This window comes from Sinorhizobium sojae CCBAU 05684, from assembly GCF_002288525.1.
GTDB classification, from domain to species: Bacteria; Pseudomonadota; Alphaproteobacteria; order Rhizobiales; family Rhizobiaceae; genus Sinorhizobium; species Sinorhizobium sojae.
Map to the genome: position 1 here is coordinate 2,814,216 of NZ_CP023067.1, position 24,543 is coordinate 2,838,758.

The following is a 24,543-nucleotide window of genomic DNA, read 5'->3' on the forward strand; positions in this document are numbered from 1 at the left end:
TCGCATCAGTGCGCAACGGCGGCGGCAGCCGCCTCGTCGATGAGCCGTCCGGTGCGGAAGCGATCGAGCGTCAGCCCCGCCGCGAGCCGGTGCGGCTCGCCCCGCGCGATGAGATAGGCAAAGAGATTGGCCGAACCCGGCGTCGCCTTGAAGCCGCCCGTTCCCCAGCCGGCGTTTAGGTAGAGACCCGGCACCGGCGTCACGCCCTGGATCGGCGAACGGTCCTGGGTGACGTCTACGATGCCACCCCATTGCCGCATCATCTTGACGCGGCGGAACATCGGGAAGAGTTCACAGATCGCATCCAGCGTATGGGTGATGATCTGCAGGCCGCCGGTCTGCGAATAGGAATTGTACTGATCGGTGCCGGCGCCGATAACGAACTCGCCCTTGTCCGACTGCGAGATATAGGCATGCACCGAGTTGGACATGACCACGCATGGAAAGATCGGCTTCAGCGGCTCGGATACGAGCGCCTGCAGCGGCTGGCTCTGCAGCGGCGTGCGCACATCCACCATCCGCATCAAGGTCGACGTATGGCCGGCAGCGGAGATGCCGACCTTCTTCGCGCCGATAAAGCCGCGATTGGTGTCGACGCCGGTGACGCGCCCGGTCTCGTCACGGCGAATGCCGGTCACCTCGCAGTTCTGGATGATGTGTACGCCGCGGTCGGAGGCCGCGCGGGCATAGCCCCATGCGACCGCATCGTGGCGCGCCGTACCGCCGCGCCGCTGCAATGCTGCACCGTTGATCGGATAGCGGGCCGTCTTGGCAATATCGAGCGGCGGACAATAGGCCTTTGCCTGTTCCGGCGTCAGCCACTCATTGTCGATCCCGTAGAGCCGGTTGGCGTTGATGTGGCGTTTGAAGGACTGCTGGTCGTGAATGTTGTGCGACAGCATCATCACGCCGCGTGGCGAGTACATGACGTTGTAATTGAGGTCCTGCGACAGGTTTTCCCAGAGCTTCAGCGAATGCTCATAGATGTCCATGCTCTCTTCATAGAGATAGTTGGACCGGATGATCGTCGTGTTGCGGCCGGTATTGCCGCCGCCGATCCAACCCTTCTCGAGCACAGCGACATTGGTGATGCCATGCTCTTTCGCCAGATAGTAGGCGGCGCCGAGGCCATGGCCGCCGCCACCGATGATGATCACATCATATTGCTTGCGCGGCTCCGGCGAGGCCCAATGCGGCCCCCAGCCCTTGTGGCCGCGCATCGCCTCGCGCGCCACGGCAAAAACAGAATATTTGCGCATCCGCCTGCTACTCCATGAACCTGGGTAAACCTTCCGTTGCCGTTAGAAATCGCAAATCCGAGGGCTGCGCAACGTTTCTTTTGCGACGCGATCCGACGGACTTGGACGGAACTGCGACATGGGGTGGCGCCTTTTGTGGCTGCGTTGCCCGCCGGCACATCGCGCTCCCGACCGAATTTTGCCGGTGCAAACGATCTCGCGCTGGACTTTCCGCCCGCGATCTGATATCCGCTCCTTTAATCGCAAAAGCTCCGGCCCAGCGAACGCAGACTCTTTGCCTCCCATATGGTGAGGCTGACAACGCCAAACAAAGGAACGGGATTCACGTGCAGGTACTTGTCCGCGATAACAATGTCGACCAGGCGCTCCGCGCTCTCAAGAAGAAGATGCAGCGCGAAGGCATTTTCCGCGAAATGAAGATGCGTGACTTCTACGAAAAGCCGTCCCAGAAGCGTGCGCGCGAAAAGGCTGAAGCCGTTCGCCGCGTCCGCAAGCTGGCTCGCAAGCGCGCACAGCGTGAAGGCCTTCTGGCCCGCTGATCGTCGTTTTTTCGACGCTTTCCGATGTAAATCGTGGCGGGGGCGAGTTATCGCCGCCGCCTTTTTTACATGGACACCTTGTCCGTCGGCAGTCTAGCCTGGCTGCATAAACTGGCGACGGCCAACCGCCCGGAAAGAACAGGCCGGTTCTCCGGGGACATTGACGAGCCCCGGCGCGGGACCCGGCGCCTTCGCCGCTCTCCGTCTACGGAAAGCCACTCGGACCTTGTCGCATTGGGGGATCGACTTTGAAACTTGCTGCCATGACTGCGGACGTCTCCGGCCACACCATCCAAGAGGCGCGCCGCCGCCACCAGCGCAAACCGATGCTTGCCGCTATGCTGATCATCGGCTCGGCCCTGCTCGTCGCCGGCTGTCAGACGACGAACAATCCCGAGTCGATGATTCGAGTGGAACGAGCGCAGGGATCGGAAGAAAACATTGCCTCGCTCTCGAGCGTGATTGCTTCCAATCCCAGCGATCCGGAAGCATACAATGTGCGCGGGTCCGCCTACGGCCGCGCCGGCGAGTTCCGTCGTGCGCTCGCCGATTTCGACCAAGCGATCCAGCTCAATCCGCGCTTCTACCAAGCCTATGCCAACCGTGCGCTCGTCCAGCGCAATGTGGGCAATCAGGACGCGGCACTCGCCGATTACAACGCGTCGCTGCAAATCAACCCGAGCTATGACGTCGCCTTTATCGGCCGCGGCAATCTCTACCGCCAGGCCGGCCAGCTCGATGCGGCCTTCAACGATTTCAACAGCGCGATCCAGCTCGACACGACGGATCCCCGCGCCTATCACAATCGCGGCCTGATCTATCAGGCGCGCAACCAGCATGCCCAAGCGATCGAGGACTTCTCCACGGCAATCTCGCTGTCGCCCAGCTCTCCGGAGCCTTACAATGGTCGCGGCATCTCCTATGCCGCCCAGGGCGACGACGAGAATGCCTTCTCGGATTTCAACACCGCCATTAATCTCAACAACAAGCTGGCCGAGTCCTGGGCGAACCAGGCGCTCATCTACGAGCGCCGCGGTGACAAAGCCAAGGCGCAGAAGTCCTACTCGCACGCGCTGCAACTCGACCCCAAATACGAGCCCGCCCGCGCCGGTCTTGCCCGCGTCAAGGCAATGTCCTGAGCCTCAGCGGTGGTTCTCACGACGCCTGCGGCATCTCCGCGGGCGTTCAGGTTCGCCCCACCGTCCTACACAGCGACCTTTGAATTGCTGCATGTCTCCTTGAATCAAGGTCGGTCTAAAGTAGACATGCAGCAGCAGCTTGATCTTGCGCACCGCAGCACGGCGCGGCACTGTGTTTTTCCCTCGGCGATTGCCGGGTCGATAAAGCCGCGGCGACGGGATACAGCATGAACGAGCAACAGATCCGCGACATTGTTCGGTGGCTGTCGGAACAGGGCATCCAAGGCCTGAAGGAACAGGACCTGCTTGCCGGGTTCTGCGACCAATGCCATGCTGCAGGCATTCCTCTCGATCGCGCACTGGGGATCATCGATACGCTTCATCCCGAATTCGAGGGACGCGCCTTCCAGTGGTTCAGCGATAGGGACGAAATCCCCGAGGTCCTGCATTACGGCTCGACCACCAGCGGGGAGGCCCTGGCGAACTGGCAGCATTCGGTCTTCTTCCAGATGCTGCAGCAACAGCAATGGGAGCGACGTATCCGCCTCGCGCGCGAACAGCACGTCCCCTTCACAACGCTGGACAGGCTGAAAACCGAGGGACAAACCGATTGTCTTTGCTTCGTACATCATTTCACCGATCGCGGTCGCGTCGGAGAGATGGACTGCTTCTATTCCAACTGGACGACGAAAAACGAACGGGGCTTCAGCGACGAGGATGTGGATTCGCTGAGGATCCTCGTGCCGACGCTCGCGCTTGCCGTGAAGACGGCCTCCTGCATGCGCATCATCGGCACTCTTGCGGATGTCTATCTCGGCGAGGATGCGGGCCGGCGCGTCGTCGAAGGCAGAATCGAGCGGGGCGCGGCCGAACGCATTGAGGCGGTCATGTGGTTTTCCGATCTGCGGCATTTCACCCGGATATCCGACAGCATTGCGCCTGAGGAGATCATTCCTTTTCTGAATGATTACTCCGGCACCGTCATCGACGCGATCCATGACCATGGCGGCAGCGTGCTGAAGCTGATCGGCGACGGCGTTCTCGCGATCTTCAACGGCCGCGACTCAGCTGATGCCTGTAACGCTGCAATCGTCGCCGAGCGACAGTTGCGCCGCATGCTGACTGAACTCAATGCGCGACGGCTTGAAGAGGGCAAGCCCGTTACCGACGTCTCGCTCGCCCTGCATATCGGCGAGGTCTTCTACGGCAATATCGGCAGTCAGGACCGACTTGACTTCACCGTTGTCGGACCGGCCGTCAATGAGGTGAGCCGTATCGTCGCCATGTGCCGTTCGGTCGAGCGGCAGGTGATCATGTCGTCCGAGTTCATTGCGGCGTGCCCGCCGGTCCACCGCGCCAACGCCGTGTCATTGGGACGCTTTGCCCTGCGCGGCATCGCCCGGGCGAAGGAATTGTTCACTTGGGATCCCGAGACCACGGGCGGGTAACTGCGGATTGCAAATCACGCGGCAGTTGTGATCGCCAACGCAAATGCCCGCCGGTGAGGCGGGCATTTTGTCTTTCGATTGAGGACTTCTCAGTGGTTGATCGCCTTGACGATCTCCTCGGTGACCTTCTTGGCGTCGCCAAGCAGCATCATCGTACCGTCCTTGTAGAACAGCGTGTTGTCGATGCCGGCATAGCCGGAGCCGAGCGAGCGCTTGACGAACAGGCAGGTCTTGGCCTTGTCGACGTCGAGGATCGGCATGCCGTAGATCGGCGAGGTCTTGTCGTCGCGCGCCGCCGGGTTGGTGACGTCATTGGCGCCGATGACATAGGCGACGTCGGCCTGCGCGAACTCGGAATTGATGTCCTCGAGTTCGAACACCTCGTCGTAAGGCACGTTCGCCTCGGCGAGCAGCACGTTCATGTGCCCCGGCATGCGGCCGGCGACCGGATGGATCGCATATTTGACCTCGACGCCCGCCTCCTTGAGCTTGTCCGCCAGTTCTCTCAGCGCATGCTGGGCCTGCGCCACCGCCATGCCGTAGCCGGGCACGATGATCACCTTCGAGGCGTTCTGCATCAGGAAGGCGGCATCGTCGGCCGAGCCCTGCTTGACCGTCTTCTCAACGCCGTCGTCGCCACCGGCCGAAGCCGTCTCGCCGCCGAAGCCGCCGAGGATAACCGAGACGAAGGAGCGGTTCATGCCCTTGCACATGATGTAGGAGAGGATCGCACCGGAGGAGCCGACCAGGGCGCCGGTGATGATCAGCGCCAGGTTGCCGAGCGTGAAGCCGATGCCGGCCGCCGCCCAGCCGGAATAGGAGTTGAGCATCGACACCACCACCGGCATGTCGGCGCCGCCGATCGGGACGATGATCAAAACGCCGAGCGCCAGCGACAGGAGGACGATCGCCCAGAAATTGAAGTGGCTCTCGGTCAGCGCCAGGCCGATGATGAAGAAGACGACAAGCGCCGCGAGCGCCAGATTGATCAGGTGGCGGTAGGGCAAGAGGATCGGCTTGCCGGACATGCGGCCGTCGAGCTTCAGGAAGGCGATGATCGAGCCGGTGAAGGTGATGGCGCCGATGGCGACGCCGAGGGCCATCTCGACCAGAGCCTGGGCATGGATCGCGCCGATCTCGCCGATGCCGAAGGAGGACGGCGCGTAGAGGGCGGCGGCGGCAACCAGCACCGCCGCAAGGCCGACCAGCGAGTGGAAGCCGGCGACGAGCTGCGGCATCGCCGTCATCGGGATGCGCTTGGCGACATAGGCGCCGACGCCGCCGCCGAGCGCGAGACCGAGCACGATCAGCAGGAAGCCGCCGAGCGAGGGCTGCGCCAAGAGGAGGGTCGTGACGATGGCGATCGCCATGCCGACCATGCCATAGGCATTGCCCTTGCGGCTGGTGGTCGGGTGCGACAGACCCCGGAGCGCCATGATGAACAGCACGCCGGAGACGAGATAGAGGAAGGCTGCAAAGTTCGCGTTCATTGGCCCCGCCTCACTTTTCTTTCTTCTTGTACATGGCGAGCATGCGCTGGGTGACGAGGAAGCCGCCGAAGATGTTGACCGAAGCAAGCACCAGCGCGACGAAGCCGAAGCCGGTGGCAAGCCCCGAGGCCGAGATACCGACGGCAAGCAGCGCGCCGACGACGATCACCGAGGAGATCGCATTCGTCACCGCCATCAAGGGCGTGTGCAGTGCCGGCGTCACCGACCAGACGACGTAGTAGCCGACGAAGATCGCCAGCACGAAGATCGCCAGGCGGAAGACGAAGGGATCGATCGCACCGCCAGTGGCGCCATGGGCAACGGCCCCGGCCGCATCCGGCACGTATTCGGCGGCGGTCCTGACCGCCTCGACCGCCCGTTCGAGGTCTGTCAGTGCCTTGTCCAAGAGTTCATTCGCCATCACTTGTTCCCCTCTTTCGCGCCGTCGAAGGCCGGGTGCACGACCGTGCCGCCGTGGCTCAGCGCCGTCGCCTTGACGAGTTCGTCCTCCATGTTCAAAGCCAGCCGCTTTTCCTCCTTCGAGACCAGCGTCTCCAGGAAGGTGACGAGGTTCTTGGCGTAAAGAAGCGAGGCGGAGGCGGCGATGCGGCCAGGCACGTTGAGGTGGCCGACGACCTTGACGCCTTCCACCTCCGCGACCGTGCCGGCTTCGGCGCCTTCGACATTGCCGCCGCGCTCGACGGCGAGGTCGATGACAACCGAGCCGGGCTTCATGGATTTCAGCATCTCGCGCGTGACGAGCCGCGGCGCCGGCCGCCCCGGGATCAGCGCCGTGGTGATAACGATGTCCTGCTTGGCGATGTGCTCGGCGACGAGCGCCGCCTGTTTGGCCTGGTATTCCTTCGACATTTCCTTGGCATAGCCGCCGGCGGTCTCGGCCGCCTTGAACTCCTCGTCCTCGACGGCGATGAACTTGGCGCCAAGCGAGGCGACCTGCTCCTTGGCGGCCGGACGGACGTCGGTGGCGGACACCATGGCACCCAGGCGCCGGGCGGTAGCGATCGCCTGCAGGCCGGCGACGCCGGCGCCCATGACGAAGACCTTCGCCGCCGGCACCGTGCCGGCCGCCGTCATCATCATCGGCAGCGCCCGGTCGTATTCATGGGCCGCGTCGATCACCGCCTGGTAGCCGGCGAGGTTCGCCTGGGAAGACAGAACGTCCATCGATTGCGCCCGGGTGATCCGCGGCATCAGTTCCATGGCGAACGCGGTGAGCCCGGCCTTCGCCATCCCGGCGATCGCCTCCTCGTTGCCATGGGGGTCCATGATGGCAATGACCAGCGCGCCCGCCTTGTAGCCCTTGATCTCGGCCACCGTCGGGCGGCGCACCTTCAGCACGACGTCGGCACTCTTGGCGTCCTTCGCCGTGCCGATCCGCGCACCGGCCTTCTCGTATTCCGCATCGGGAATGCGCGAACTGAGGCCCGCACCGGCTTCGACGACGACCTCGAAGCCGAACGATCGGATTTTCTTCACCGTCTCAGGCGAGCCCGCCACGCGCGGTTCATTCGGATCGGATTCCTTGGCTATAAAGACGATCTCGCTCAATAGTCCCCCTCCATCGGCCCGCACTAGGTCTGGACGGCGGGCATCTAGATCGATTGCCGAGCGGGTCGCCAGCAGCGGTCCGCCCTCTCGCGTGTCTCGCCGGATCGCCCCCGATCCAAGCAAAAGCCATGCGCCACCATTCAAAAGTGTCACAGCGCTGGTAGCGATGGACACTCTTCGCTCGAAGGCGGTTTTGGCCGCCGTCGAAACCAATGCTCCTCACAGGGTGAGGGAAAACCGGATAGTCCTCCGGCAGCGGCGACGGGGCATCCTCCTCCCGCCTTCGGCAAGGCAGGTGTTAGCGCAGGAAGAAATAGCCAGCGACGTTGAGGAGGATGAAAAGGATGAGGGAACTGAAGAAGCCCATGGTCGTGAAGAAGCCAGCGGCCATGGCGATCAGCAGTGCGACGCAAAACAGCGTGCCGTACTTGGTTGCGTTGAGAAAGAGGTTGTAGGTCTTCTCGTGCTCGGAATAATCCATCGGAGCGCCCGTCTCTGCCGGTCCCGAATGATGCTCTGCCATCGTCAAAACTCCAGAATGCTGCGGCACCGCCAATAGGCGGGCACATGATCCACGAATTGAGCACCTGCGCAACGCGCAGGACACCCCCTTGGTTTCCGCATACACAATGCGCGGGGTGTTCGCAACGAAAACCCTTCCGCTTGGGCTGCTGCATGGTCGATGGCTGAGGCTCAGCGCAGTCAGTTCCGTCCTGTCGCCGAGCTTGAGAAGCGCGCAGGTGCGCTCGTTGGCAACCACGATATGACCGTCGCCGTCCGGCAGGAGCCGGCGGACCCCGCGCCTGCAGACGGCACTTTTCAGCGCAGCGCGGCCCTCGGAACGCACAAGGGATGCTGCAACTTCTCGAAATCTACGCATCGGGCTCTCCGGAAAATAGGGTCCGCATTCGGGTCGATGCGGTAATACTCCGGAGTTGACTTTCACGCGTATCTGGCGCCAAGGCTTTTCGCATGAGCCGGAGCGGGTACGGACGGGGCGCCACCGTTCAGCTGCGTTTTCCTCAGACCACGCAAAGGTCGGCTTAGCACTTTGAATTGCTTGCATGGCTTTGTCCCTGAACATGCAGCAATAGATCGACGGAGCCTGATGATGTCGAAACCTGTCGTTGCCATTCCCTCCGACTTCCGCGAGTTTGACGGCAATGTCTGGCATGTGGTTGCCCATCAATATGTGCGTGCGGCCGTCGAAGGAGCCGGCGTGATGCCCTTCCTAGTCCCGGCGCTCGAATCCGGCAATGACGTCGACGAGATTCTCGACCGCGTCGACGGCGTGCTTGCAAGCGGCGCCCGCTCCAATGTCCATCCGTCGCTTTACGGCAGGGAGGCGACAGAGGCGGATGGCCCCTTCGATCCGGGCCGCGACGCGACGAGCCTGCCGCTCATCCGTCGCGCGCTCGACCGCGGCATTCCGCTATTCGCCATCTGCCGCGGCGTCCAGGAACTCAACGTCGCCCTCGGCGGCACGCTGGCGACCGAAATTCAGGAGCAGCCGGGTATCTGGGATCACCGCAAGCCGGACGTGCCTGATCTCGACGTCGCCTATGGCATTCGGCAGGACGTGATCGTCAAGGAGGGAAGCTGCCTCGCCCCCGTCCTCGGCGTCGGCCGGGTCCGGGTCAATTCACTGCATCGCCAGGCGATTGCCGCCACCGCGCCTCGCCTGGCCGTCGAGGCGGTGGCTGAGGACGGCACGATCGAAGCCGTATCTGTCATCGGCGCCAAAGCCTTTGCCGTCGGTGTGCAATGGCACCCGGAATATTGGGTCAGGACCGACGCCCCGTCGGCCGCCTTGTTCAAGGCCTTCGGCGACGCGGTCCGCGCCTACCGGGAAAACAAGCGCAACTAGGTCTATCGGGAATTGCGCTCGAACGGCGTCTCGGCGACGGGCGTCAGGGCCCTTCCATGCGTGAACCAGGCCTCGAGATTGTCGACCACCAGATCTGCCATGGCGCCGCGGGTGACCACCGATGCGGAGGCCACGTGCGGCAGCAGCGACACGTTCGGGAGTGCGATGAGCGCTTCCGGTACATGTGGCTCATTCTCGAAGACGTCGAGTCCGGCGCCGGCAATCGTGCCGTCCTGAAGCGCCGTGATGAGGGCGGCTTCGTCGACCGTCGAGCCGCGGCCTACATTAATCACCACGCCGTTAGGACCGAGCGCCGAGAGAACCCCCGCATTGACAGCCTTCGCCGTACTCGGCGTTCCCGGTACGATCACGATCAGCGTATCGACCGCCTCGGCAAGGCTTGCCAGGCTAGGGTAATACGGAAAGGCGATGTCTTCGCGCCGGCTGCGCGTGTGATAGGCGATCGGCAGACCGAAGGCCTCGAGCCTGCGGGCGATCGAGAGCCCTATTCTGCCAAGGCCGTAGAGGCCGACCTTTCGTCCCCGAAGCGACAACGGCGAAAGCGGAAAGGCGCCTTCGTGCGCCCAGCGGCCCTGCCGAAGCCATTGTTCCGCCCGAGGCAGGCGTCGGACCGCATTGATCAGCAGGCCGATCGCCGTGTCGGCGACTTCCTCGTTCAGCACGTCCGGCGTATTGGTGACGACGATCCGACGCGCGGCGGCGCGGTCGACATCGACACCGTCATAGCCGACCCCGAAATTGGCGATGATCTCAAGCCTGGGGAATCGATCCATCAATTCGGTCGGCAGCCGACCGGAAACGGCAATGCCCACGACATCCGCCATCTCCGCCGGCACCAGAGCCGGATCGGCACGTTCGATCAGCACCGTCTCGAACATGTCCGGCAGCCGTTCGAGAATGCGTGGATTGACCTTGCCGGGAACGAGAATTCGGGGACGGCTCATCTAAGTTCCTTTGCGAAGCGAAGCGGTGCGGTGCGTGTTGCAGCGCATCCTGCTCCAGTACACCGGTAAGGATCAAGCGATGACGCGGAGAGGCCCGGTTGACTGGCGGATGCGCATTTCCGGCTTTATCAGATGGATTCCATCCGGCTCGTGGCTGCCGGAGAGCTTGTCCAAGAGTGCGCGCGCGGCGCTACGCCCGACTTCGGCCTGGCCGTTCCACACGGTCGTCAGCGCCGGCGTGGCAATCGACGCCTCCTCGAGATCGTCATAGCCCGTTACTGAAATATCCACGCCGGGCACTAGGCCGGCGCGAGCGATGCCGTTCATCATGCCGATCGCCACGAGATCGTTCCAGCAGACGACAGCCGTCGGCTTTTGCGGCAGCGACAGAAGATGCACGGCCGCCTCAAAACCGCCCTGCTTGGAACGGGGGCCGGGAATGCGCAGATCCGGATCGACGTCGATATTGGCCTTGCGCAGCGCATTGACATAGCCCTGGTAACGGTCTCGCCCGGTGGAGGTCTGATCGGTGCCGCCGACCATGGCGATGCAGCGGTGGCCGAGGCCGATCAGGTGGTTGGTCGCAAGCGCGATGCCATAGGCGTCGTCACCGCGGAAGATCGGCACGTCCAACCCATCGATCGAGCGTGCGATCAGGATTGCGGGCATGGCGTTGTCCTCGGCAAGCTGGATGTCCTCCGGCGGCGTGCCGATCGCCGGCGACATGATGACGCCATCGCCGCCGAGTTGCAGCAGCGTCTCGATGAAATCGCGCTGCTTCTCGACGGAATCGTAGTGATTGGAAAGGATGAAAGTCTGCTTGTCGCGATCGAGCTCCGCCTCGATCGCCTTCAGGATTTCTCCGTAAAACGGGTTCATTATGTCATGCACGACGACGCCGATGATGCCGGAGCGTGACGTCCTAAGGCTGGCGGCGCGGCGATTGTAGATATAGCCGAGAGCCCGCGCCTGCTCCTTGATCTTGTCGCGCGTTGCAGCCGCAACAAGCGGGCTGTCTCGCAATGCCAGGGATACCGTCGCCGTCGAAAGGCCGAGTGTTTCCGCGATTGTCGAAAGCTTGACCTTTTGCGCCACCATACCCCCCGTACCTGATGATGTGTTCCAGCCCGTTTTAAACCCTCTTTAAACTGTTTAAATCATCGCTGCAATCGGGAAGACGGTTGAACGTCACTCCGCTCGCGCCGCCTGCAGATTGCTGTCGACGATCCGCAGGAGTTTCAGGAGCGTGCGCACCTGTTTGTCGGTGAGCCCGCGGGTGGCGAGTCTCTCCGAGTACTGGCCGGCCTCGGCAATCCTTTGCAGCCGGTCGCGCCCCGGAGCCGTGAGATAGACCTTGGTCAGCCGCGCATCATCCTCGTCCGGCCGACGTTCGAGGAAGCCCTGCGCTTCCATGCGGCCGATCGTGCGCGTCATGGTCGGCGCTTTGACCCCGAGCCTGGCGGCAAGTGCCCCGGCGGTCAGCCCGTCGGTTTCGCCAAGGGCCAGCATGACGCCGTCCTGCCCCGCATAAAGGCCGCTCTCGATCAGGTTGCGGGATAGCACGGTACGCATTGAGCGCGCAGCCTGGACGAGCACCGAAGCGAGATCCTGATCATGCACTTCGGCGTTAAGCTCATCCTTCCTCTTGCCGTTCTTGCCCTTCTTTTCGGCTTTGCTCTTCTTGCCCATTGAACCTCCGCCGAATCCCTTGCACCACCTTTATAACAATAGTGCTTGTGATTACGAACTGTATGACTCAAATAACAATTTTACGACATTCGCTGCTGAGGACCGAAGAGATATGTCGATGCCGAAGCCCCGCTGGGAGGACAATCCAGCCGAACTTTCGCCCGTTGAGCGGCACGATTGGATTGCCGTCCTGCCGCTCGGCGCCGAGGAGCAGCATGGCCCCCATCTTCCCTTCGAAACCGACCGGCTGATCGCCGAAGGCATAGTCGAGCGCGTCATTGCGGCACTGCCTGCGGATCTGCCGGCGACATTTCTGCCGGTCGAGCCGGTCGGCTATTCGGTCGAGCATATGGACGTGGCGGGGACCCGGACGCTCGCCTACGGCGAAGCGATCGAGCGCTGGCTCGGCATCGCCGAACACCTTGCCGCCCTCGGCATCCGCAAGCTGGTGATGCTGAATGCCCATGGCGGCAATTCTCCCCTGACGACGATCGTCGCGACCGAGGCGCGGATACGTTTCGACATGCTCGCTGTCGCGACGAGCTGGACCCGCTTCGGCCAGCCGGAAGGCTGGATCGGGCCTGAGGACAAGGCGGTCGACATTCACGGCGGCGACATCGAGACCTCGGCGATGCTGACCCTTTACCCCGAGAAGGTGGACATGGCGAAGGCCCGCCATTTCCACTCGCGCCAGAGCGAGTTCGCCCGCCGCTTCCGGCATCTGCGCGCCTATGGTCCGCATGCCTTCGGCTGGAAGATGTCGGACCTTAATCCCGAAGGTGCCGCCGGCAATGCCGCCGCCGCCACGGCGGAGCGCGGCAAAACCCTCATCGCCCACGCGGTGAAGGGCATCGTCGAGTTGCTTCAGGACGTTCAGGCCTTCGACGCTGACGACCTTTCCTGATCGCGTCGCCTGCGCTGGGTGCCGACGAAAGTCGGGCCATTTGCGCTTCGCTCCGCCATCTCCTATATGAGACGCCAACACTTTAGATAGCTGCGCGCATCGCCAATCCTCGAGGCCCCCATGACCGAAACATCGACGCAGAAGCCGATCCCCGTCACCGTGCTCACGGGTTATCTCGGCGCCGGCAAGACGACGCTCCTCAACCGCATCTTGAGCGAGAATCATGGCCGCCGCTATGCGGTCATCGTCAACGAATTCGGCGAGATCGGCATCGACAACGACCTCATCGTCGAGTCCGACGAGGAAATCTACGAGATGAACAATGGCTGCGTCTGCTGCACGGTCCGCGGCGACCTGATCCGGGTGGTCGAAGGGCTGATGCGCCGTCCCGGCCGTTTCGATGCCATCATCGTCGAGACCACCGGGCTTGCCGATCCGGTGCCGGTCGCCCAAACCTTCTTTATGGACGATGACGTGCGGGCCAAGACCGAGCTCGACGCCGTCGTGGCGCTGGTCGACGCCAAGCACCTGCCGCTCCGACTGAAGGACAGCCGGGAGGCGGAAGACCAGATTGCATTTGCCGATGTCGTGCTGCTCAACAAGACGGATCTCGTCACGCCCGAAGAACTCGACCGGATTGAGGCGACGGTGCGTGTGATCAACCCGTCCGCCCGTATCTACCGGACCCAGCGCTCAGAAATTGAGCTGACCAAGGTCCTCGACCAGGGCGCCTTCAATCTCGAGAAGGCGCTCGAAAACGATCCGCACTTCCTCGATCAGGACCAGCATGACGACCACGTCTGCGGCCCCGACTGCGATCACGATCACCACCCCCATCATGATCATCATGATCATCATGATCATCATGATCATCACGACCATCATGATCACGACCATGGTCACCACCACCATCACCACGGACCGTCGCCGATCCATGACGTGACGGTGCAATCGATCTCGCTACGCGGCGGCGAGATGATCCCGGAGCGCTTCTTCCCTTGGATCCAGAAGGTCACCCAGACGCAGGGTCCGAACATATTGCGCCTCAAAGGCATCATCGCCTTTGCGGGCGACGCTCAGCGCTATGTGGTCCAGGGCGTGCACATGATCATCGAGGGCGACCACCAGCGCCCCTGGAAGGAGGACGAGAAGCGCGAGAGCCGCCTCGTCTTTATCGGCCGTGATCTCGACCGCGAGATGCTCGAGCGCACCTTCAAGGCCTGCGAAGCCCAGGCATGATCGCCAGCGGGATTTGCCGGATTTCGAATGACATCAAGCTGAAACGAGAGAGCCTGCCCAACTGATGCCGACCGTCGCACCGCTCGATCTCGAAGGCCACATCGTCGGCGTGGCCTTTTTGAAAGACATCCCCTTCTTCGCCGGGGCCGCCGGCGCCATTCACCGGCTTGATCACGGCCACAGGACGACGGAAGCGCATGACGGCCTGTTGTCGCTTGCCTATGACGAAGCGAGCGAAACGCTTCTGACCGGCGGCGAAGACGGCAAGGTGATGCGCCTCCTGGCCGACGGGACGGCGAGCCTCGTCGCCGAAACGCCGCGCAAGTGGATCTCCGAGGTCGCGGCCGGGCCTCAAGGCGCGGTCGCATACGCCTTCGGCAAAACCACCTATGTCCGCCTTGCCGACGGCACGACAAAGGAATTCGCCGAGGAGCGCACCGTCGAGGGCATTGCCTTTGCTCCCAAGGGGTTGCGCATCGCGGTTGCGCGCTACAACGGCGTCTCGCTGCACTGGGTGGCGATGGCCGGGAAAGCCGTCGACCTCGAATGGAAGGGTGCCCATACGAGCGTCACCTTCTCTCCCGACGGACGCTTCGTCGTCACCTCGATGCAGGAAAACGCCCTGCATGGCTGGAAGCTCGACACGAAACCCGGTGCCGACGCGCGGCACATGCGCATGACCGGCTATCCCGCCAAGGTGAAATCGCTTTCCTGGTCCGCCAAAGGCAAGTGGCTTGCTTCATCCGGCGCGCCGGCGGCGATCGTCTGGCCCTTCCAGGGCAAGGACGGGCCCATGGGCAAGGCGCCGCTCGAACTGGGGACCCGCGGCAACACCATGGTGACGGCGGTCGCCTGCCACCCGGCGGAAGACATCGTCGCGATCGGCTATGAGGACGGGATGGTCATCGCCGCCCGCTTCGCCGACAGCAAGGAAGTGCTGCTGCGCCGCCCCGGCAAGGGCGCCATCACCGCCATGGCCTGGAATAAGAACGGCCGCCAGCTCGCGTTCGGTTCGGCGGCTGGTGATTCTGGTGTGGTGGATATTGCTGGGTAGTGGGTGACAACGGTCTGTTGACGGTTGCCGGCGCGCCGACAGCGATGTTGCGCGCCGGCGCGTCGACAGGATACGCGTCGGCGGGGATGGATCACTGATCCATCTGCCGTAATCTACTGCCCCTCACCCGCTACCACTCGAGTTCCAGATGCGGCCGGCCGTTCGAGGTTCGCTCGACCGTCGTTCCGGTTTCGTCGACAGTTGCGGTCACCCGTTGGCGGAAAGCCGAAAAGCTCTCAAACGTCACGACGTCGACCGGCTCGTCGAACCGGAACGTCAAGCGATAGCGGCCTGGCTGCGCCCGCAAGGCCTGGGCAGAGATTATCTCGCCTTCGAAGGCTTGGCCGAGATAATGGCCCCTAACTCGAGAGCCAAGCATACATGGCCTGAACGCCGGCCGGTCGCCGGCTGCGGCGTGAAGCGCGTTCCAGTCGCGATAGCCGTAGTGGGCGGCGATCAGTTCTAGCGATCTCGAATGCCCGATCTCATTGCCTGCGGCAGCGAGCAGGGCGCGCAAGTGCTTCGCCTGATCTTTTAACATGTGGAGTGATGGAAGCGTCCGCGATCCATGCGTCATGACAGGGTCTCCTGCTGCGGCATGCGCTCGTCTGGATGGGGTCCGCATTGCCATCGGTTCGCATGCCTGAAGCGTTACCGTGTCCAGAGAAGAGGGCTTCACCAAAAGCTTGACGCTCGCGGACGGCAGGGGCCCTCGCCCGCTGCGTTCATAGGAGAAGCCGCGTCGGCTGTCAAACAGGCGCTTCTGCTCTATTTCGCCAAGCGCCTCGCTTGCACAAGCCTGAAAGTTGTGTGACGACTGGGCTCCACAAGGGAGCATGTCATGAGCGACGTCACTCTTTTCGCATTCGCCCTCGTCGCCTTTATCGGCATCGCGACCCCGGGCCCTACGGTTCTCTTAGCGCTCACCAATGGCGCGCGCCATGGGTTGAAGAAAGCGGCGGCAGGCATGGTGGGCGCCGTTTTCTCCGATTTCGTGCTGATCGGCACCGTGGCGCTCGGGCTTGGCGCGCTGCTCGCCGCATCCGAGTTCTGGTTCACAGCGGTCAAGTGGCTGGGCGCCGCCTATCTCGCTTATCTGGGCGTCATGTTGCTGCGATCCAAAGGCACGCTCGATGTCGCGGCCGGGACACCCAACGTATCGGCGAGCACGCCGCGCGCGATCTTCCTCAAGAGCTTCCTAGTCGCCGTGACCAATCCCAAGGGCTATCTCTTCTTTTCCGCGTTCCTGCCGCAGTTCATCGATCCCGCAATGCCGCAAGCGTCGCAATATGCGATGCTTGCCTTCGTCTTCGCCTCGATCGATTTCCTGGTGATGTTCGGCTATGCCGTCGTTGGCTCTCAGGCCGTCCGGTTCCTGAAACGCTCCGGCGCCATCTGGCTCGACCGAATATGCGGCGGCGCGCTTCTGGCGCTTGCCGGATCGTTGGCATTCTATCGGCGGGCCGCCTCGTAAACGGCTACGCCAAAAGCAAGCGGCGCCCAGGAGCCCGCAAGGCACAGGAGCGCCGTTGATAATCGCCCCAGGGTGAAAGGCGAGAAAATGTCATGCGGCGCGCTTGAGAGCGGCGGCAGTGCCAGCTTGCGGCCGCTGGCGACCAGCATGCCGGCCGCACCGTCAAGCCAGCCTTGCTTGAGCTCGAGCGCCAGGAAACGGTTGCGCTCGAAGGGTCCGGGCATCACGAGGTGCCGCGCCCGCTCCGCGAAGAAGCCGAAGCGCTCGTAATAGTCGGCGTCGCCCACCAGCAGGATCGCGCCGTGACCGCGCTTCTTGGCCTCTTCAATGGCCGCGCGCATCAGCGTGCCGCCGATACCCTTGCCCTCATGCGCCGGATCTACGGCGAGCGGGCCAAGCAGCAGAGCCGGCACGGCCTGTCCGTCGCGGTCGACGCCGGCCTCGACGTTCCAGAGGCGGACGGTGCCGATCACATGGCCGTTGTCACGCGCGACCAAGGCAAGGCCCTCGGCTGGCAGACGGCCGCGCCGCAGCTTTTCCGACGACTTCTTGCGCCGGCCCGGGCCCATAGCCCGGTCGAGCAGGCTTTCGCGCGCGACGACGTCGCCGGCACTTTCGGAATCGATCACAAAGTTGGACGGCGCGAAGATCGCGCGGAGGGCGTCAACAACAGCGGCCATCGGGGCCTCCCGTCATCAAAACCGCTTCAGGCGGACCGGAGATAAATTGTGAAGTGGCCGCTCCCACTTTTGGAGGCGGGAGCGTGCCGGATCAGATTACGTAAGCCTTCAGCGGCTCGAAGCCATTGAAGGCGACGGCCGAGTAGGTAGTCGTGTAGGCCCCGGTGCCTTCGATCAGAACCTCATCGCCGATCGTCAGCGAGATCGGCAGCGGATACATATTCTTCTCGTAGAGCACGTCGGCCGAGTCGCAGGTCGGGCCGGCGAGCACGCAGGGCTCCATCGCGTCGCCATCGCGCGCCGTGCGGATCGGATAGCGGATAGCCTCGTCCATCGTCTCGGCAAGACCGCCGAACTTGCCGATGTCGAGGAAGACCCAGCGGTGATTGTCGTTATCCGACTTCTTCGAGACGAGAACGACTTCCGCCTTGATCACGCCGGCATTGCCGACCATGCCGCGGCCCGGCTCGATGATGGTCTCCGGGATGTTGTTGCCGAAGTGCTTCTTAAGCGCACCGAAGATCGCCTGGCCATAGGCTTCGGCCGACGGAACGTCCCTGAGGTACTTCGTCGGAAAGCCGCCGCCCATATTGACCATCTTGAGCTCGATGCCCTGCTTGGCAAGCTGGACGAAGACGCGCTTGGCATCGGCAAGGGCCGAATCCCAGGCGTCGAGCTTCGTCATCTGCGAGCCGACATGGAACGACACGCCATAGGAGACGAGGCCGAGTTGATGGGCATAGACGAGCACGTCGACGGCCATTTGCGGTACGCAGCCGAATTTGCGCGACAGCGGCCACTCGGCTCCTTCGCCGTCCGTCAGGACGCGGCAGAAGACGCGGGCGCCGGGAGCGGCACGCGCAATCTTTTCCGCTTCCTCGTGGCTGTCGACCGCGAAGAGGTTGACCCCAAGCGCATGGGCGCGGGCGATATCGCGCTCCTTCTTGATGGTGTTGCCGTAAGAGACGCGGCTCGGGGTCGCGCCGGCATCGAGCGCCATTTCGATTTCGGCGACGGACGCGCAATCGAAATTGGAGCCGAGTCCGGCGAGAAGGCGCAGGATTTCCGGCGCCGGGTTGGCCTTGACGGCGTAGTAGATCGCGCTGTCCGGCAGCGCATGGCGGAAGGCCTTGAAATTATCGCGCACGACGTCGAGATCGACGACGAGGCAAGGGCCTTCCGGACGTCGGGTGTTCAGAAAGTCGATGATGCGTGCCGTGGTCATGGCGATATTCCCCTGATCCATTAGCTCCACCTGAGTGGAGGACAAAGGGCATGCGCGCTTGCACTGGCACCAGCCGGTGGAGACCCCGGAACCATGCATGCGCTCAATGCGCGAACGATGAATCGAAGCCCGCGAAGGCTAAGACTCGGCTTTGTCTGCCATGGATTGGAGGGAATATCCCAACCGCACTTCCGGCAATGAAGGTGTGCCTCTTCAGTAACCCCGGCTGTTGGAGAGCCGGCAGACACCAGAAAGGCCCGCACCGTCGTTGCTTCAAGATGTCCTCGCATTTCCCGGTTGGCCGGAATAGCGACTGGAGGGGTTAGTTCCAGGTACCTTACCGATACCCTCACCTAATCGAGGGTCGGCGGACACCCACAGGCACGTGCGACTTTGGGCAAGGGCGTAGGTAAGAAAAATCACTGCCGTAATCAAGAGTTTTTTCCGCTCGCCCTGTAATTTTTTCTGGACCGGGCGCCACCGCCAGTGTTCAGTTTGACTGAACGCGTTTCGGGCTGTCGCGATTGCTGCAAAGACGCCGAAGAATGCGGGTACCGCGGGCGACTTCGAAGGCCGGCGCGGCGCGACGAGAAAGACGAGTTATGGACACCTTGACCCGAATCCGCGCCTTCATCGACGTCGTGGATGCGGAGGGTTTCTCGGCCGCCGCCCGGCGGGTCGGCAAGTCCAAGGCGCTGCTTTCGAAATATGTGCGGGAACTCGAAGATCAACTCGGTGCCCTTCTCCTCAACCGCACAACGCGGCAATTCTCGCTGACCGAGGCCGGCCATACCTATTACCGCAGCGCCTCGGAGATCCTCAAGGAAATCGACAATCTCGCAGATCTCGTCCGCGCCAACAATTCCGACCTGCGCGGCCGGCTGAGGATCACCGTACCGCGCTCCTTCCTCGATGCGGAGATCGGCCAATCGCTGATCGACTTCGGCAGCGAGCACCCGGAATTGTCCCTGGATATCGTCTCCGACGACCGATTCGTCGATCTCGTCGAAGAAGGCTTCGACGTGGCGATCCGGATCACCCGGCTCGAGGATTCGACGCTGATTGCGCGCAAGCTCGACGATTTCCAGGTCGTTATCTGCGCCTCGCCGGAATACATGGCAAAAAACGGCACGCTCAATCATCCGAGCGAGCTTTCGAAGGCCGCGTGCATCCTCGACACTAACGGCCGCTCCTATTCGAATTGGCGGTTCGTCGAGGCGGACGGTTCCTCCTTCACCGTTCCGGTGCGCGGGCCGATCGAGGTCAACAGTCCGCTTGCCACCCTGCGGGCGGCCGCGGCCGGCCTGGGCGTTGCCGCTGTGCCGGATTTCATCGCCCGGCCGAAAGTTCAATCGGGCGAGCTCGTGTCCCTGTTCGACGATTTTTTGCCCAAGGATCGCGGCATTTACGCGATCTACCCGCATCGACGTTACCTACCGGCAAAGGTGCGTACCTTCGTCGATTTTTTGCACGGCTGGTTCCGCAAACCGAGTTGAGCTGCGACTTTTGCGCGCCTGCGCGGCCAGGTCCCATTTCCGTCCCAATTGGGATACATTCGAAGGACGATTCATACGGACCGTTCCGGCCGAAAGGGATTCCAATCCAATGAACCTAAAACGCCTCGTCATGGCCGGCCTTGCAACGCTTCTCGCACCTGCGTTTGCCGCCGCCCATCCGCATATCTTCGCCGAAGCGCGGCTGGAAGTGGTTTCCGACGACCAGGGAGCAATCAGCGAGCTGCGCAATGTCTGGCGCTTCGACGAGCTGTTCTCGGCGAGCGTGGTGCTCGACTTCGACAAGAATGCGAACGCCACGCTCGATCCGGAAGAGCTGCAGGAGATCGGGCAGACCGTGCTCGAATCCCTGGCCGAGTACAATTACTACACGACGATCCTTGACAACGGAAAGTCGGTTAAGGTGAACCGGCCCGACAGCATCGCCGTCGACTACAAGGATAACCAGCTCCTGATGATGTTCGCGGTGAAGCCCGCCGAAGCGATGCCCCTCAAGGGCAAGCTCTCTTTCGGCGTCTACGATCCGACCATGTACACGGCGATGGATTTCCCGACCGACGAGGACCTGACCGTCGTCGGCGACAAGATCGAGGCCTGCACGCATCAGGTTGTTCGCCCGGACGCGGACGAAGTCCTTGCCGAAAACAAGGACACGCTGACGGACGCCTTCTGGAACGACCCGACGGGCACCGACATGTCGAAGCTCTTCGCAACCAGGATCGAGATTACATGCTGAACGTCCGCAGGATCGGCGGCGCGCTTGCGGCCGCGCTTTTGTTGACGGTCCTTTGCGCGACCATGGCGAGCGCCCAGTCGCCGCTCGGCATCGGCTCTGCCGAGCCCTCCATCCCGACGACCGGCCTGTTCGGCGGCTTCTTCGCCTGGGTCAATGCCGAACAGCAGGGCTTCTACCGAATGCTGACCGGCGCGCTCAAGGCTATGCGCGAAAATCCTGGGCAGCTCTGGTCGCTGGTGGGGCTTTCCTTCACCTATGGCGTTCTCCACGCCGCCGGCCCGGGCCACGGCAAGGCCGTCATTTCCTCCTACATGATCGCCAACGAGACGGAACTCAAGCGCGGCGTGCTCCTGTCGTTCCTCTCCTCCATGCTCCAGGGCGTCGTGGCCATCCTCCTGATCGGCGCCGTATACCTCGTGCTTCGCGGCTCTTCGATCAACATGACCCGCGCCACCCACTCGCTGGAGGTCGCAAGCTACGCGCTGATCGCCGCTTTCGGCGGATGGCTGCTCTTTCGCAAGCTTCGATCGCGGGTGCGGCCGGCGCTTGCCGTCGGTCATGCGCATGACGAGCATGATCACCGCCATATTCATCATGGTCATGACGGCCACCACCATGGGCCGGGCGAAGTCTGCGCCACCTGCGGCCATGCCCACGCCCCTGATCCGACGATGTTGAAAGGCGACCGCTTCGCGCTCAGAGAAGCCTGGTCGGCGATCGTCGCCGTGGGCCTGCGCCCCTGCTCCGGCGCGCTGATCGTACTGTCCTTCGCGCTGCTGAACGGGCTCTATCTCGGCGGGGTTCTCTCGGTCTTCGCCATGTCGATCGGCACGGCCATCACCGTTTCCATCCTCGCCACCATGGCAGTCACCGCCAAGGGCATTGCCGTCCGCTACGCCTCAAGCCACTCGGCAGCGGCGCGCATCTCCAGTACCATCGAGATCGCCGGTGCGCTTCTGGTTCTTGTTCTCGGGCTTGTGCTTTTGGGCGCCGCGCTCCAGGGTTGACTCGGGCGCCATATCCGCCGCGGCAGCCCGCATCGCCTGCCGGGTTCTTCTCGCCGCAGACGGGAAGAAGGGACGAGCCGCTTGCTATCAGTCCGGGCGTTAACCGCGCCAAGTCACCGCCCGCGCCGGCGCTGATGGCGGGCGCGCAGCCAGAAGATCAGAAAGAAGCCGAGCACGAAAAGGGCGCCGAAGCCGGCGGCGAGCCAGGGCGAGATGTCGCCGAGCCGCAGCATGATCGAAGGCAGGGCGAAGAAGCCGATGCCGACGACGACGAGGATAATCGCCGCCGCGATTGCCGGGGAGTTTTCTTTCCTGTCGGCCATGGTCACGCCTGCTCCTTTACCGAAAGCTCCGCGCGGATATCCTCTAACCGCCGCCGCTGGTGCCCCTCGCCGTCGAAATTGCCGGGCGAGAGCCAAGTTTCGAAGGCTGTCCTGATAGGCGGCCATTCGCGATCGATGATCGAATACCACGCCGTGTCGCGATTGGCATGCTTGGAAATCATGTGCTGGCGGAAAATCCCCTCGAAGGTGAAGCCGAGCCGCAGCGCAGCGGTGCGGCTCGGCTGGTTTTCGCTATGGCATTTCCACTCGTAGCGCCGATAGCCGAGATCCTCGAAGACGTGTCGCGCCATCAGGTAATGCGCTTCCGTCGAAAGGGCCGAGCGCGCCATGGCGGGTCCGTGCGCAACGCCACCGACCTCCACGACACCATTGGCTGCGTCGGCACGCATATAGTTCGCCATGCCGACGACCTTGTCCGTCGCCCGATCGCGAAATACCTCCGTGATCCAGCCGGATTTCGTCTGCACGGCGGATAGCCAGGCACCGAAGTCCTCGATGCCGGAAAAATCATCCTGGGTGAAATATTTGAGCAGCGGATTGATCGCAAGACCACCAAAGGCGTCATGCCAGAGCGCCTCGAGATGCGCCGCCCGGTCGTAGGCCTCCAGGCGCACGTAGCGCCCCTCGATCGTCACGGGTTGCGGCGCAGGGCAGGCCGTCCAATTGGCAAGATCACGCATCGACTTCTCCCGCGCTGAACACGATGACCTTAGGTCGGATCGTCATCCTGATCGACTCTAAGGAGCTAGCGCGGACTGCGGGCGGAAAGCCCACACCCGCACCGGCATTTGCCTCGCAATAGGACAGACGCCGCCCGACGGCAAATTCAAAGTCGTGATGGATCCGATAAGTGAGCCGGATGACGCGCTCTGATCCGTCCGCACCGCTTCAGGCTGGAACCTTCGCTGCCGCAACCGTCGCCTCGATGTGGTCAACCAGCGCATCGGCAAGACCAAGTCGGCCGGCCAGCAGATCGAGGTAACCGCGCTCGGCGCGGCTTTCCGGCTCGATCGCAAGGCGCGAGGCCGTATAGATCTCCACTCTTTCCTCCTCCGTCTTCCCCGCGGCAATGATCGCGTCGAGGTCGATCGGGTTTGCCAGTTCGCTTTCGAGGAAGGCGGCCGCGTCTGCCGAAAGTCCGGAAATGGACAGTTTGTCGATGATGCGGCTCCGCTCGGCCTCGTCGATGTGCCCATCCGCCCGGGCGGCGGCGATCATGGCGCGGACGAGTACCCGGGCGAAGTCATCGCTCATCGCCTCCGGCGCGACGAAGCCGGAATCGGCTGGCGGCGCCGGTAGTTGCGCTGGTGCTGCGGCTGCGGGCTCGGCGGCAGGCGACTGGCCCGCCTGGTACTTCCTGTAGGCCTGGTATCCAAGGCCCGCGATCGCCGCCAGGCCGCCAAGAACCGCCGCATTGCCGGCCAGCTTGCGGCCGGACTTGGTGCCGAGCAGGACCGCTGCGATCGTGCCCGTTGCCAAGGGATTGTCCTGGGCGAGCTTCGTCACCTGGTCCGCGCGGTCACGAACCGTGCCGCCGGCACCGGGCACCTGCGAACCCAGGAACTGATCCAGCAATTTCTTCGCGTCGAACATCGGCCTCGCTCCTTGTCGGTTTGGCGGGACTCGGATGAACGTCGGCGTTCCCATCCCGCTCCTGTCGGCGGAGAGAGACATAGGAACCTTGCCAACAAAATACAAACACCAGGCGAAGGGAGAAGGAACGGGCCTCGGCCTTCCACCTTTGGGAAAGCCTGCCTCAAACCCTCAGCGCAGCCGCCTCCGCGGCGAGCTTGGTGATGCCGGCCCAGTCACCCTTGGCGACGAGGTCCTTCGGCGCCACCCACGAACCGCCGACGCAGACGACGTTCGGCAGCGAGAGATAATCGCGGGCGTTGGCGAGCGAGATGCCGCCGGTCGGGCAGAACAGGCTGCCGGCGAGCGGCGAGGAGAGCGACTTCAGATAGGCAGCGCCACCGGCCTGCTCGGCCGGGAAGAATTTCATCACTTCGTAACCTTCCTCACGCAGGCCCATCACTTCGCTTGCCGTTGCCGCGCCGGGCAGCAGCGGCACCTCGTGGTCATTGGCGACGTCGATCAGTTCCTGCGTCGTGCCGGGGCTGACGATGAATTGCGACCCTGCCTCGACGGCCGCTTCGAACTGCGCCGCATTGAGGATCGTCCCGGCGCCGGCAACCGCGCCATCGACCTCGTCTGCCACCGCGCGGATCGCCTCGAGCGCCGCCGGCGTGCGCAGCGTGATCTCGATTGCCTTAAGGCCGCCGGCAACCAGCGCCCGAGCAAGCGGTACGGCGGTTGCCGCGTCATCGATCACCAAGACCGGCACCACCGGTTGCAGCTTGAGGATGGAAAGAAGCTTGTCGGTCTTGACGCTCATGCCCGC

The 24,543-nt window shown here is 63.1% G+C and carries 25 protein-coding genes and 1 pseudogene; 11 read left to right on the forward strand and 15 right to left on the reverse strand.

The window, feature by feature from the left end; all coding sequences use genetic code 11:
• Positions 1-5 precede the first annotated feature (5 nt).
• Positions 6-1,259, reverse strand: coding sequence for a sarcosine oxidase subunit beta family protein (locus SJ05684_RS13750; protein WP_034854962.1), 1,254 nt, complete (start codon positions 1,257-1,259; stop codon positions 6-8).
• A 326-nt stretch (positions 1,260-1,585) separates the two neighbouring features.
• Here SJ05684_RS13750 and rpsU point away from each other — a divergent pair, with 326 nt between their 5' ends.
• The 3 genes from rpsU to SJ05684_RS13765 all read left to right on the forward strand — a co-directional run bounded on the left by rpsU (position 1,586) and on the right by SJ05684_RS13765 (position 4,385).
• The gene (rpsU, locus tag SJ05684_RS13755) at positions 1,586-1,798 is read left to right on the forward strand and encodes a 30S ribosomal protein S21 (RefSeq protein ID WP_012709405.1); all 213 of its coding nucleotides are present in this window, start codon (positions 1,586-1,588) and stop codon (positions 1,796-1,798) included.
• Between the two features lie 248 nt (positions 1,799-2,046).
• A complete protein-coding gene (locus SJ05684_RS13760) occupies positions 2,047-2,937 on the forward strand; it encodes a tetratricopeptide repeat protein (protein WP_034854961.1) in 891 nt (296 codons plus the stop codon).
• Positions 2,938-3,164: 227 nt separating this feature from the next.
• Entirely contained in the window at positions 3,165-4,385 is a 1,221-nt protein-coding gene (locus SJ05684_RS13765; RefSeq protein WP_034854960.1) for an adenylate/guanylate cyclase domain-containing protein, read from the forward strand.
• 89 nt (positions 4,386-4,474) lie between these two features.
• On the opposite strand, the gene SJ05684_RS13770 is transcribed toward SJ05684_RS13765, so the two are convergent.
• From SJ05684_RS13770 to SJ05684_RS13785, 4 genes are all read right to left on the reverse strand, one after another.
• Positions 4,475-5,875 carry an NAD(P)(+) transhydrogenase (Re/Si-specific) subunit beta gene (locus SJ05684_RS13770; protein WP_095694271.1) on the reverse strand — a complete coding sequence of 467 codons (1,401 nt, stop codon included), beginning with the start codon at positions 5,873-5,875 and terminating at the stop codon, positions 4,475-4,477.
• Between the two features lie 10 nt (positions 5,876-5,885).
• Complete coding sequence (locus SJ05684_RS13775) at positions 5,886-6,296, reverse strand: NAD(P) transhydrogenase subunit alpha part 2 (protein WP_015887714.1); 411 nt, start codon at positions 6,294-6,296, stop codon at positions 5,886-5,888.
• Entirely contained in the window at positions 6,296-7,444 is a 1,149-nt protein-coding gene (locus tag SJ05684_RS13780) for a Re/Si-specific NAD(P)(+) transhydrogenase subunit alpha (protein WP_095694272.1), read from the reverse strand. The genes SJ05684_RS13775 and SJ05684_RS13780 overlap by 1 nt, the downstream gene beginning before the upstream one ends.
• Before the next feature lie 298 nt (positions 7,445-7,742).
• Positions 7,743-7,967, reverse strand: coding sequence for an aa3-type cytochrome c oxidase subunit IV (locus SJ05684_RS13785; RefSeq protein WP_034855742.1), 225 nt, complete (start codon positions 7,965-7,967; stop codon positions 7,743-7,745).
• A 588-nt stretch (positions 7,968-8,555) separates the two neighbouring features.
• On the opposite strand from SJ05684_RS13785, the gene SJ05684_RS13795 reads away from it, so the two are divergent.
• The gene (locus SJ05684_RS13795) at positions 8,556-9,311 is read left to right on the forward strand and encodes a gamma-glutamyl-gamma-aminobutyrate hydrolase family protein (protein WP_034855783.1); all 756 of its coding nucleotides are present in this window, start codon (positions 8,556-8,558) and stop codon (positions 9,309-9,311) included.
• Between the two features lie 2 nt (positions 9,312-9,313).
• On the opposite strand, the gene SJ05684_RS13800 is transcribed toward SJ05684_RS13795, so the two are convergent.
• From SJ05684_RS13800 to SJ05684_RS13810, 3 genes are all read right to left on the reverse strand, one after another.
• Complete coding sequence (locus SJ05684_RS13800) at positions 9,314-10,276, reverse strand: 2-hydroxyacid dehydrogenase (protein ID WP_034855744.1); 963 nt, start codon at positions 10,274-10,276, stop codon at positions 9,314-9,316.
• Between the two features lie 72 nt (positions 10,277-10,348).
• The gene (locus SJ05684_RS13805) at positions 10,349-11,371 is read right to left on the reverse strand and encodes a LacI family DNA-binding transcriptional regulator (RefSeq protein ID WP_034855785.1); all 1,023 of its coding nucleotides are present in this window, start codon (positions 11,369-11,371) and stop codon (positions 10,349-10,351) included.
• Positions 11,372-11,464: 93 nt separating this feature from the next.
• Positions 11,465-11,965 (reverse strand): MarR family winged helix-turn-helix transcriptional regulator, encoded by a 501-nt coding sequence (locus tag SJ05684_RS13810; RefSeq protein WP_034855745.1) that lies wholly within the window; start codon positions 11,963-11,965, stop codon positions 11,465-11,467.
• A gap of 112 nt (positions 11,966-12,077) precedes the next feature.
• Between SJ05684_RS13810 and SJ05684_RS13815 the strand changes: the two genes are divergently transcribed.
• The 3 genes from SJ05684_RS13815 (at position 12,078) to SJ05684_RS13825 (ending at position 15,162) form a co-directional block, all read left to right on the forward strand.
• Positions 12,078-12,869, forward strand: a complete 792-nt coding sequence (locus SJ05684_RS13815) for a creatininase family protein (protein ID WP_034855746.1) — start codon at positions 12,078-12,080, stop codon at positions 12,867-12,869.
• A 120-nt stretch (positions 12,870-12,989) separates the two neighbouring features.
• Positions 12,990-14,108: a CobW family GTP-binding protein gene (locus SJ05684_RS13820; protein ID WP_034855748.1), complete on the forward strand. Its 1,119-nt coding sequence runs from the start codon at positions 12,990-12,992 to the stop codon at positions 14,106-14,108.
• A gap of 64 nt (positions 14,109-14,172) precedes the next feature.
• Positions 14,173-15,162, forward strand: a complete 990-nt coding sequence (locus SJ05684_RS13825) for a WD40 repeat domain-containing protein (protein WP_034855750.1) — start codon at positions 14,173-14,175, stop codon at positions 15,160-15,162.
• Positions 15,163-15,292: 130 nt separating this feature from the next.
• Here SJ05684_RS13825 and SJ05684_RS13830 read toward each other — a convergent pair whose 3' ends face one another.
• On the reverse strand, positions 15,293-15,739 hold the full coding sequence (locus SJ05684_RS13830; RefSeq protein WP_034855753.1) for a glyoxalase superfamily protein: 447 nt from the start codon (positions 15,737-15,739) through the stop codon (positions 15,293-15,295).
• A gap of 264 nt (positions 15,740-16,003) precedes the next feature.
• Here SJ05684_RS13830 and SJ05684_RS13835 point away from each other — a divergent pair, with 264 nt between their 5' ends.
• Entirely contained in the window at positions 16,004-16,636 is a 633-nt protein-coding gene (locus tag SJ05684_RS13835; RefSeq protein ID WP_034855756.1) for a LysE family translocator, read from the forward strand.
• 98 nt (positions 16,637-16,734) lie between these two features.
• On the opposite strand, the pseudogene SJ05684_RS13840 reads toward SJ05684_RS13835, so the two are convergent.
• Positions 16,735-17,316, reverse strand: a pseudogene (locus tag SJ05684_RS13840) (GNAT family N-acetyltransferase); the annotation flags it as partial.
• A 91-nt stretch (positions 17,317-17,407) separates the two neighbouring features.
• A complete protein-coding gene (odc2, locus tag SJ05684_RS13845; RefSeq protein WP_034855789.1) occupies positions 17,408-18,541 on the reverse strand; it encodes an ornithine/lysine decarboxylase in 1,134 nt (377 codons plus the stop codon).
• Between the two features lie 602 nt (positions 18,542-19,143).
• Between odc2 and SJ05684_RS13850 the strand changes: the two genes are divergently transcribed.
• From SJ05684_RS13850 to SJ05684_RS13860, 3 genes are all read left to right on the forward strand, one after another.
• Positions 19,144-20,037 carry a LysR family transcriptional regulator gene (locus tag SJ05684_RS13850; protein ID WP_034855758.1) on the forward strand — a complete coding sequence of 298 codons (894 nt, stop codon included), beginning with the start codon at positions 19,144-19,146 and terminating at the stop codon, positions 20,035-20,037.
• 109 nt (positions 20,038-20,146) lie between these two features.
• Positions 20,147-20,791 carry a DUF1007 family protein gene (locus SJ05684_RS13855; RefSeq protein WP_034855761.1) on the forward strand — a complete coding sequence of 215 codons (645 nt, stop codon included), beginning with the start codon at positions 20,147-20,149 and terminating at the stop codon, positions 20,789-20,791.
• The gene (locus tag SJ05684_RS13860; RefSeq protein ID WP_034855763.1) at positions 20,785-21,798 is read left to right on the forward strand and encodes a nickel/cobalt transporter; all 1,014 of its coding nucleotides are present in this window, start codon (positions 20,785-20,787) and stop codon (positions 21,796-21,798) included. Before SJ05684_RS13855 ends, SJ05684_RS13860 begins: the two co-directional genes overlap by 7 nt.
• Positions 21,799-21,911: 113 nt before the next feature.
• Here SJ05684_RS13860 and SJ05684_RS13865 read toward each other — a convergent pair whose 3' ends face one another.
• The 4 genes from SJ05684_RS13865 to SJ05684_RS13880 form a co-directional block, all read right to left on the reverse strand.
• Positions 21,912-22,121, reverse strand: coding sequence for a hypothetical protein (locus SJ05684_RS13865; RefSeq protein WP_034855765.1), 210 nt, complete (start codon positions 22,119-22,121; stop codon positions 21,912-21,914).
• A gap of 2 nt (positions 22,122-22,123) precedes the next feature.
• Positions 22,124-22,822: a GNAT family N-acetyltransferase gene (locus SJ05684_RS13870; protein WP_095694273.1), complete on the reverse strand. Its 699-nt coding sequence runs from the start codon at positions 22,820-22,822 to the stop codon at positions 22,124-22,126.
• 208 nt (positions 22,823-23,030) lie between these two features.
• Positions 23,031-23,735 carry a tellurite resistance TerB family protein gene (locus SJ05684_RS13875; RefSeq protein WP_034855769.1) on the reverse strand — a complete coding sequence of 235 codons (705 nt, stop codon included), beginning with the start codon at positions 23,733-23,735 and terminating at the stop codon, positions 23,031-23,033.
• A gap of 163 nt (positions 23,736-23,898) precedes the next feature.
• Positions 23,899-24,537 (reverse strand): 2-dehydro-3-deoxy-phosphogluconate aldolase, encoded by a 639-nt coding sequence (locus SJ05684_RS13880; protein WP_034855771.1) that lies wholly within the window; start codon positions 24,535-24,537, stop codon positions 23,899-23,901.
• Positions 24,538-24,543: the final 6 nt, after the last annotated feature.

What these genes read in the sequence shown, in the direction of transcription:
- SJ05684_RS13750 (WP_034854962.1), bottom strand. Translation starts at nt 1,259, where the DNA reads ATGCGCAAATATTCTGTTTTTGCCGTGGCGCGCGAGGCGATGCGCGGC.
- SJ05684_RS13765 (WP_034854960.1), top strand. Translation starts at nt 3,165, where the DNA reads ATGAACGAGCAACAGATCCGCGACATTGTTCGGTGGCTGTCGGAACAG.
- SJ05684_RS13770 (WP_095694271.1), bottom strand. Translation starts at nt 5,875, where the DNA reads ATGAACGCGAACTTTGCAGCCTTCCTCTATCTCGTCTCCGGCGTGCTG.
- SJ05684_RS13775 (WP_015887714.1), bottom strand. Translation starts at nt 6,296, where the DNA reads ATGGCGAATGAACTCTTGGACAAGGCACTGACAGACCTCGAACGGGCG.
- SJ05684_RS13785 (WP_034855742.1), bottom strand. Translation starts at nt 7,967, where the DNA reads ATGGCAGAGCATCATTCGGGACCGGCAGAGACGGGCGCTCCGATGGAT.
- SJ05684_RS13795 (WP_034855783.1), top strand. Translation starts at nt 8,556, where the DNA reads ATGTCGAAACCTGTCGTTGCCATTCCCTCCGACTTCCGCGAGTTTGAC.
- SJ05684_RS13800 (WP_034855744.1), bottom strand. Translation starts at nt 10,276, where the DNA reads ATGAGCCGTCCCCGAATTCTCGTTCCCGGCAAGGTCAATCCACGCATT.
- SJ05684_RS13810 (WP_034855745.1), bottom strand. Translation starts at nt 11,965, where the DNA reads ATGGGCAAGAAGAGCAAAGCCGAAAAGAAGGGCAAGAACGGCAAGAGG.
- SJ05684_RS13815 (WP_034855746.1), top strand. Translation starts at nt 12,078, where the DNA reads ATGTCGATGCCGAAGCCCCGCTGGGAGGACAATCCAGCCGAACTTTCG.
- SJ05684_RS13820 (WP_034855748.1), top strand. Translation starts at nt 12,990, where the DNA reads ATGACCGAAACATCGACGCAGAAGCCGATCCCCGTCACCGTGCTCACG.
- SJ05684_RS13825 (WP_034855750.1), top strand. Translation starts at nt 14,173, where the DNA reads ATGCCGACCGTCGCACCGCTCGATCTCGAAGGCCACATCGTCGGCGTG.
- SJ05684_RS13830 (WP_034855753.1), bottom strand. Translation starts at nt 15,739, where the DNA reads ATGACGCATGGATCGCGGACGCTTCCATCACTCCACATGTTAAAAGAT.
- SJ05684_RS13835 (WP_034855756.1), top strand. Translation starts at nt 16,004, where the DNA reads ATGAGCGACGTCACTCTTTTCGCATTCGCCCTCGTCGCCTTTATCGGC.
- odc2 (WP_034855789.1), bottom strand. Translation starts at nt 18,541, where the DNA reads ATGACCACGGCACGCATCATCGACTTTCTGAACACCCGACGTCCGGAA.
- SJ05684_RS13850 (WP_034855758.1), top strand. Translation starts at nt 19,144, where the DNA reads ATGGACACCTTGACCCGAATCCGCGCCTTCATCGACGTCGTGGATGCG.
- SJ05684_RS13855 (WP_034855761.1), top strand. Translation starts at nt 20,147, where the DNA reads ATGAACCTAAAACGCCTCGTCATGGCCGGCCTTGCAACGCTTCTCGCA.
- SJ05684_RS13860 (WP_034855763.1), top strand. Translation starts at nt 20,785, where the DNA reads ATGCTGAACGTCCGCAGGATCGGCGGCGCGCTTGCGGCCGCGCTTTTG.
- SJ05684_RS13865 (WP_034855765.1), bottom strand. Translation starts at nt 22,121, where the DNA reads ATGGCCGACAGGAAAGAAAACTCCCCGGCAATCGCGGCGGCGATTATC.
- SJ05684_RS13870 (WP_095694273.1), bottom strand. Translation starts at nt 22,822, where the DNA reads ATGCGTGATCTTGCCAATTGGACGGCCTGCCCTGCGCCGCAACCCGTG.
- SJ05684_RS13875 (WP_034855769.1), bottom strand. Translation starts at nt 23,735, where the DNA reads ATGTTCGACGCGAAGAAATTGCTGGATCAGTTCCTGGGTTCGCAGGTG.
- SJ05684_RS13880 (WP_034855771.1), bottom strand. Translation starts at nt 24,537, where the DNA reads ATGAGCGTCAAGACCGACAAGCTTCTTTCCATCCTCAAGCTGCAACCG.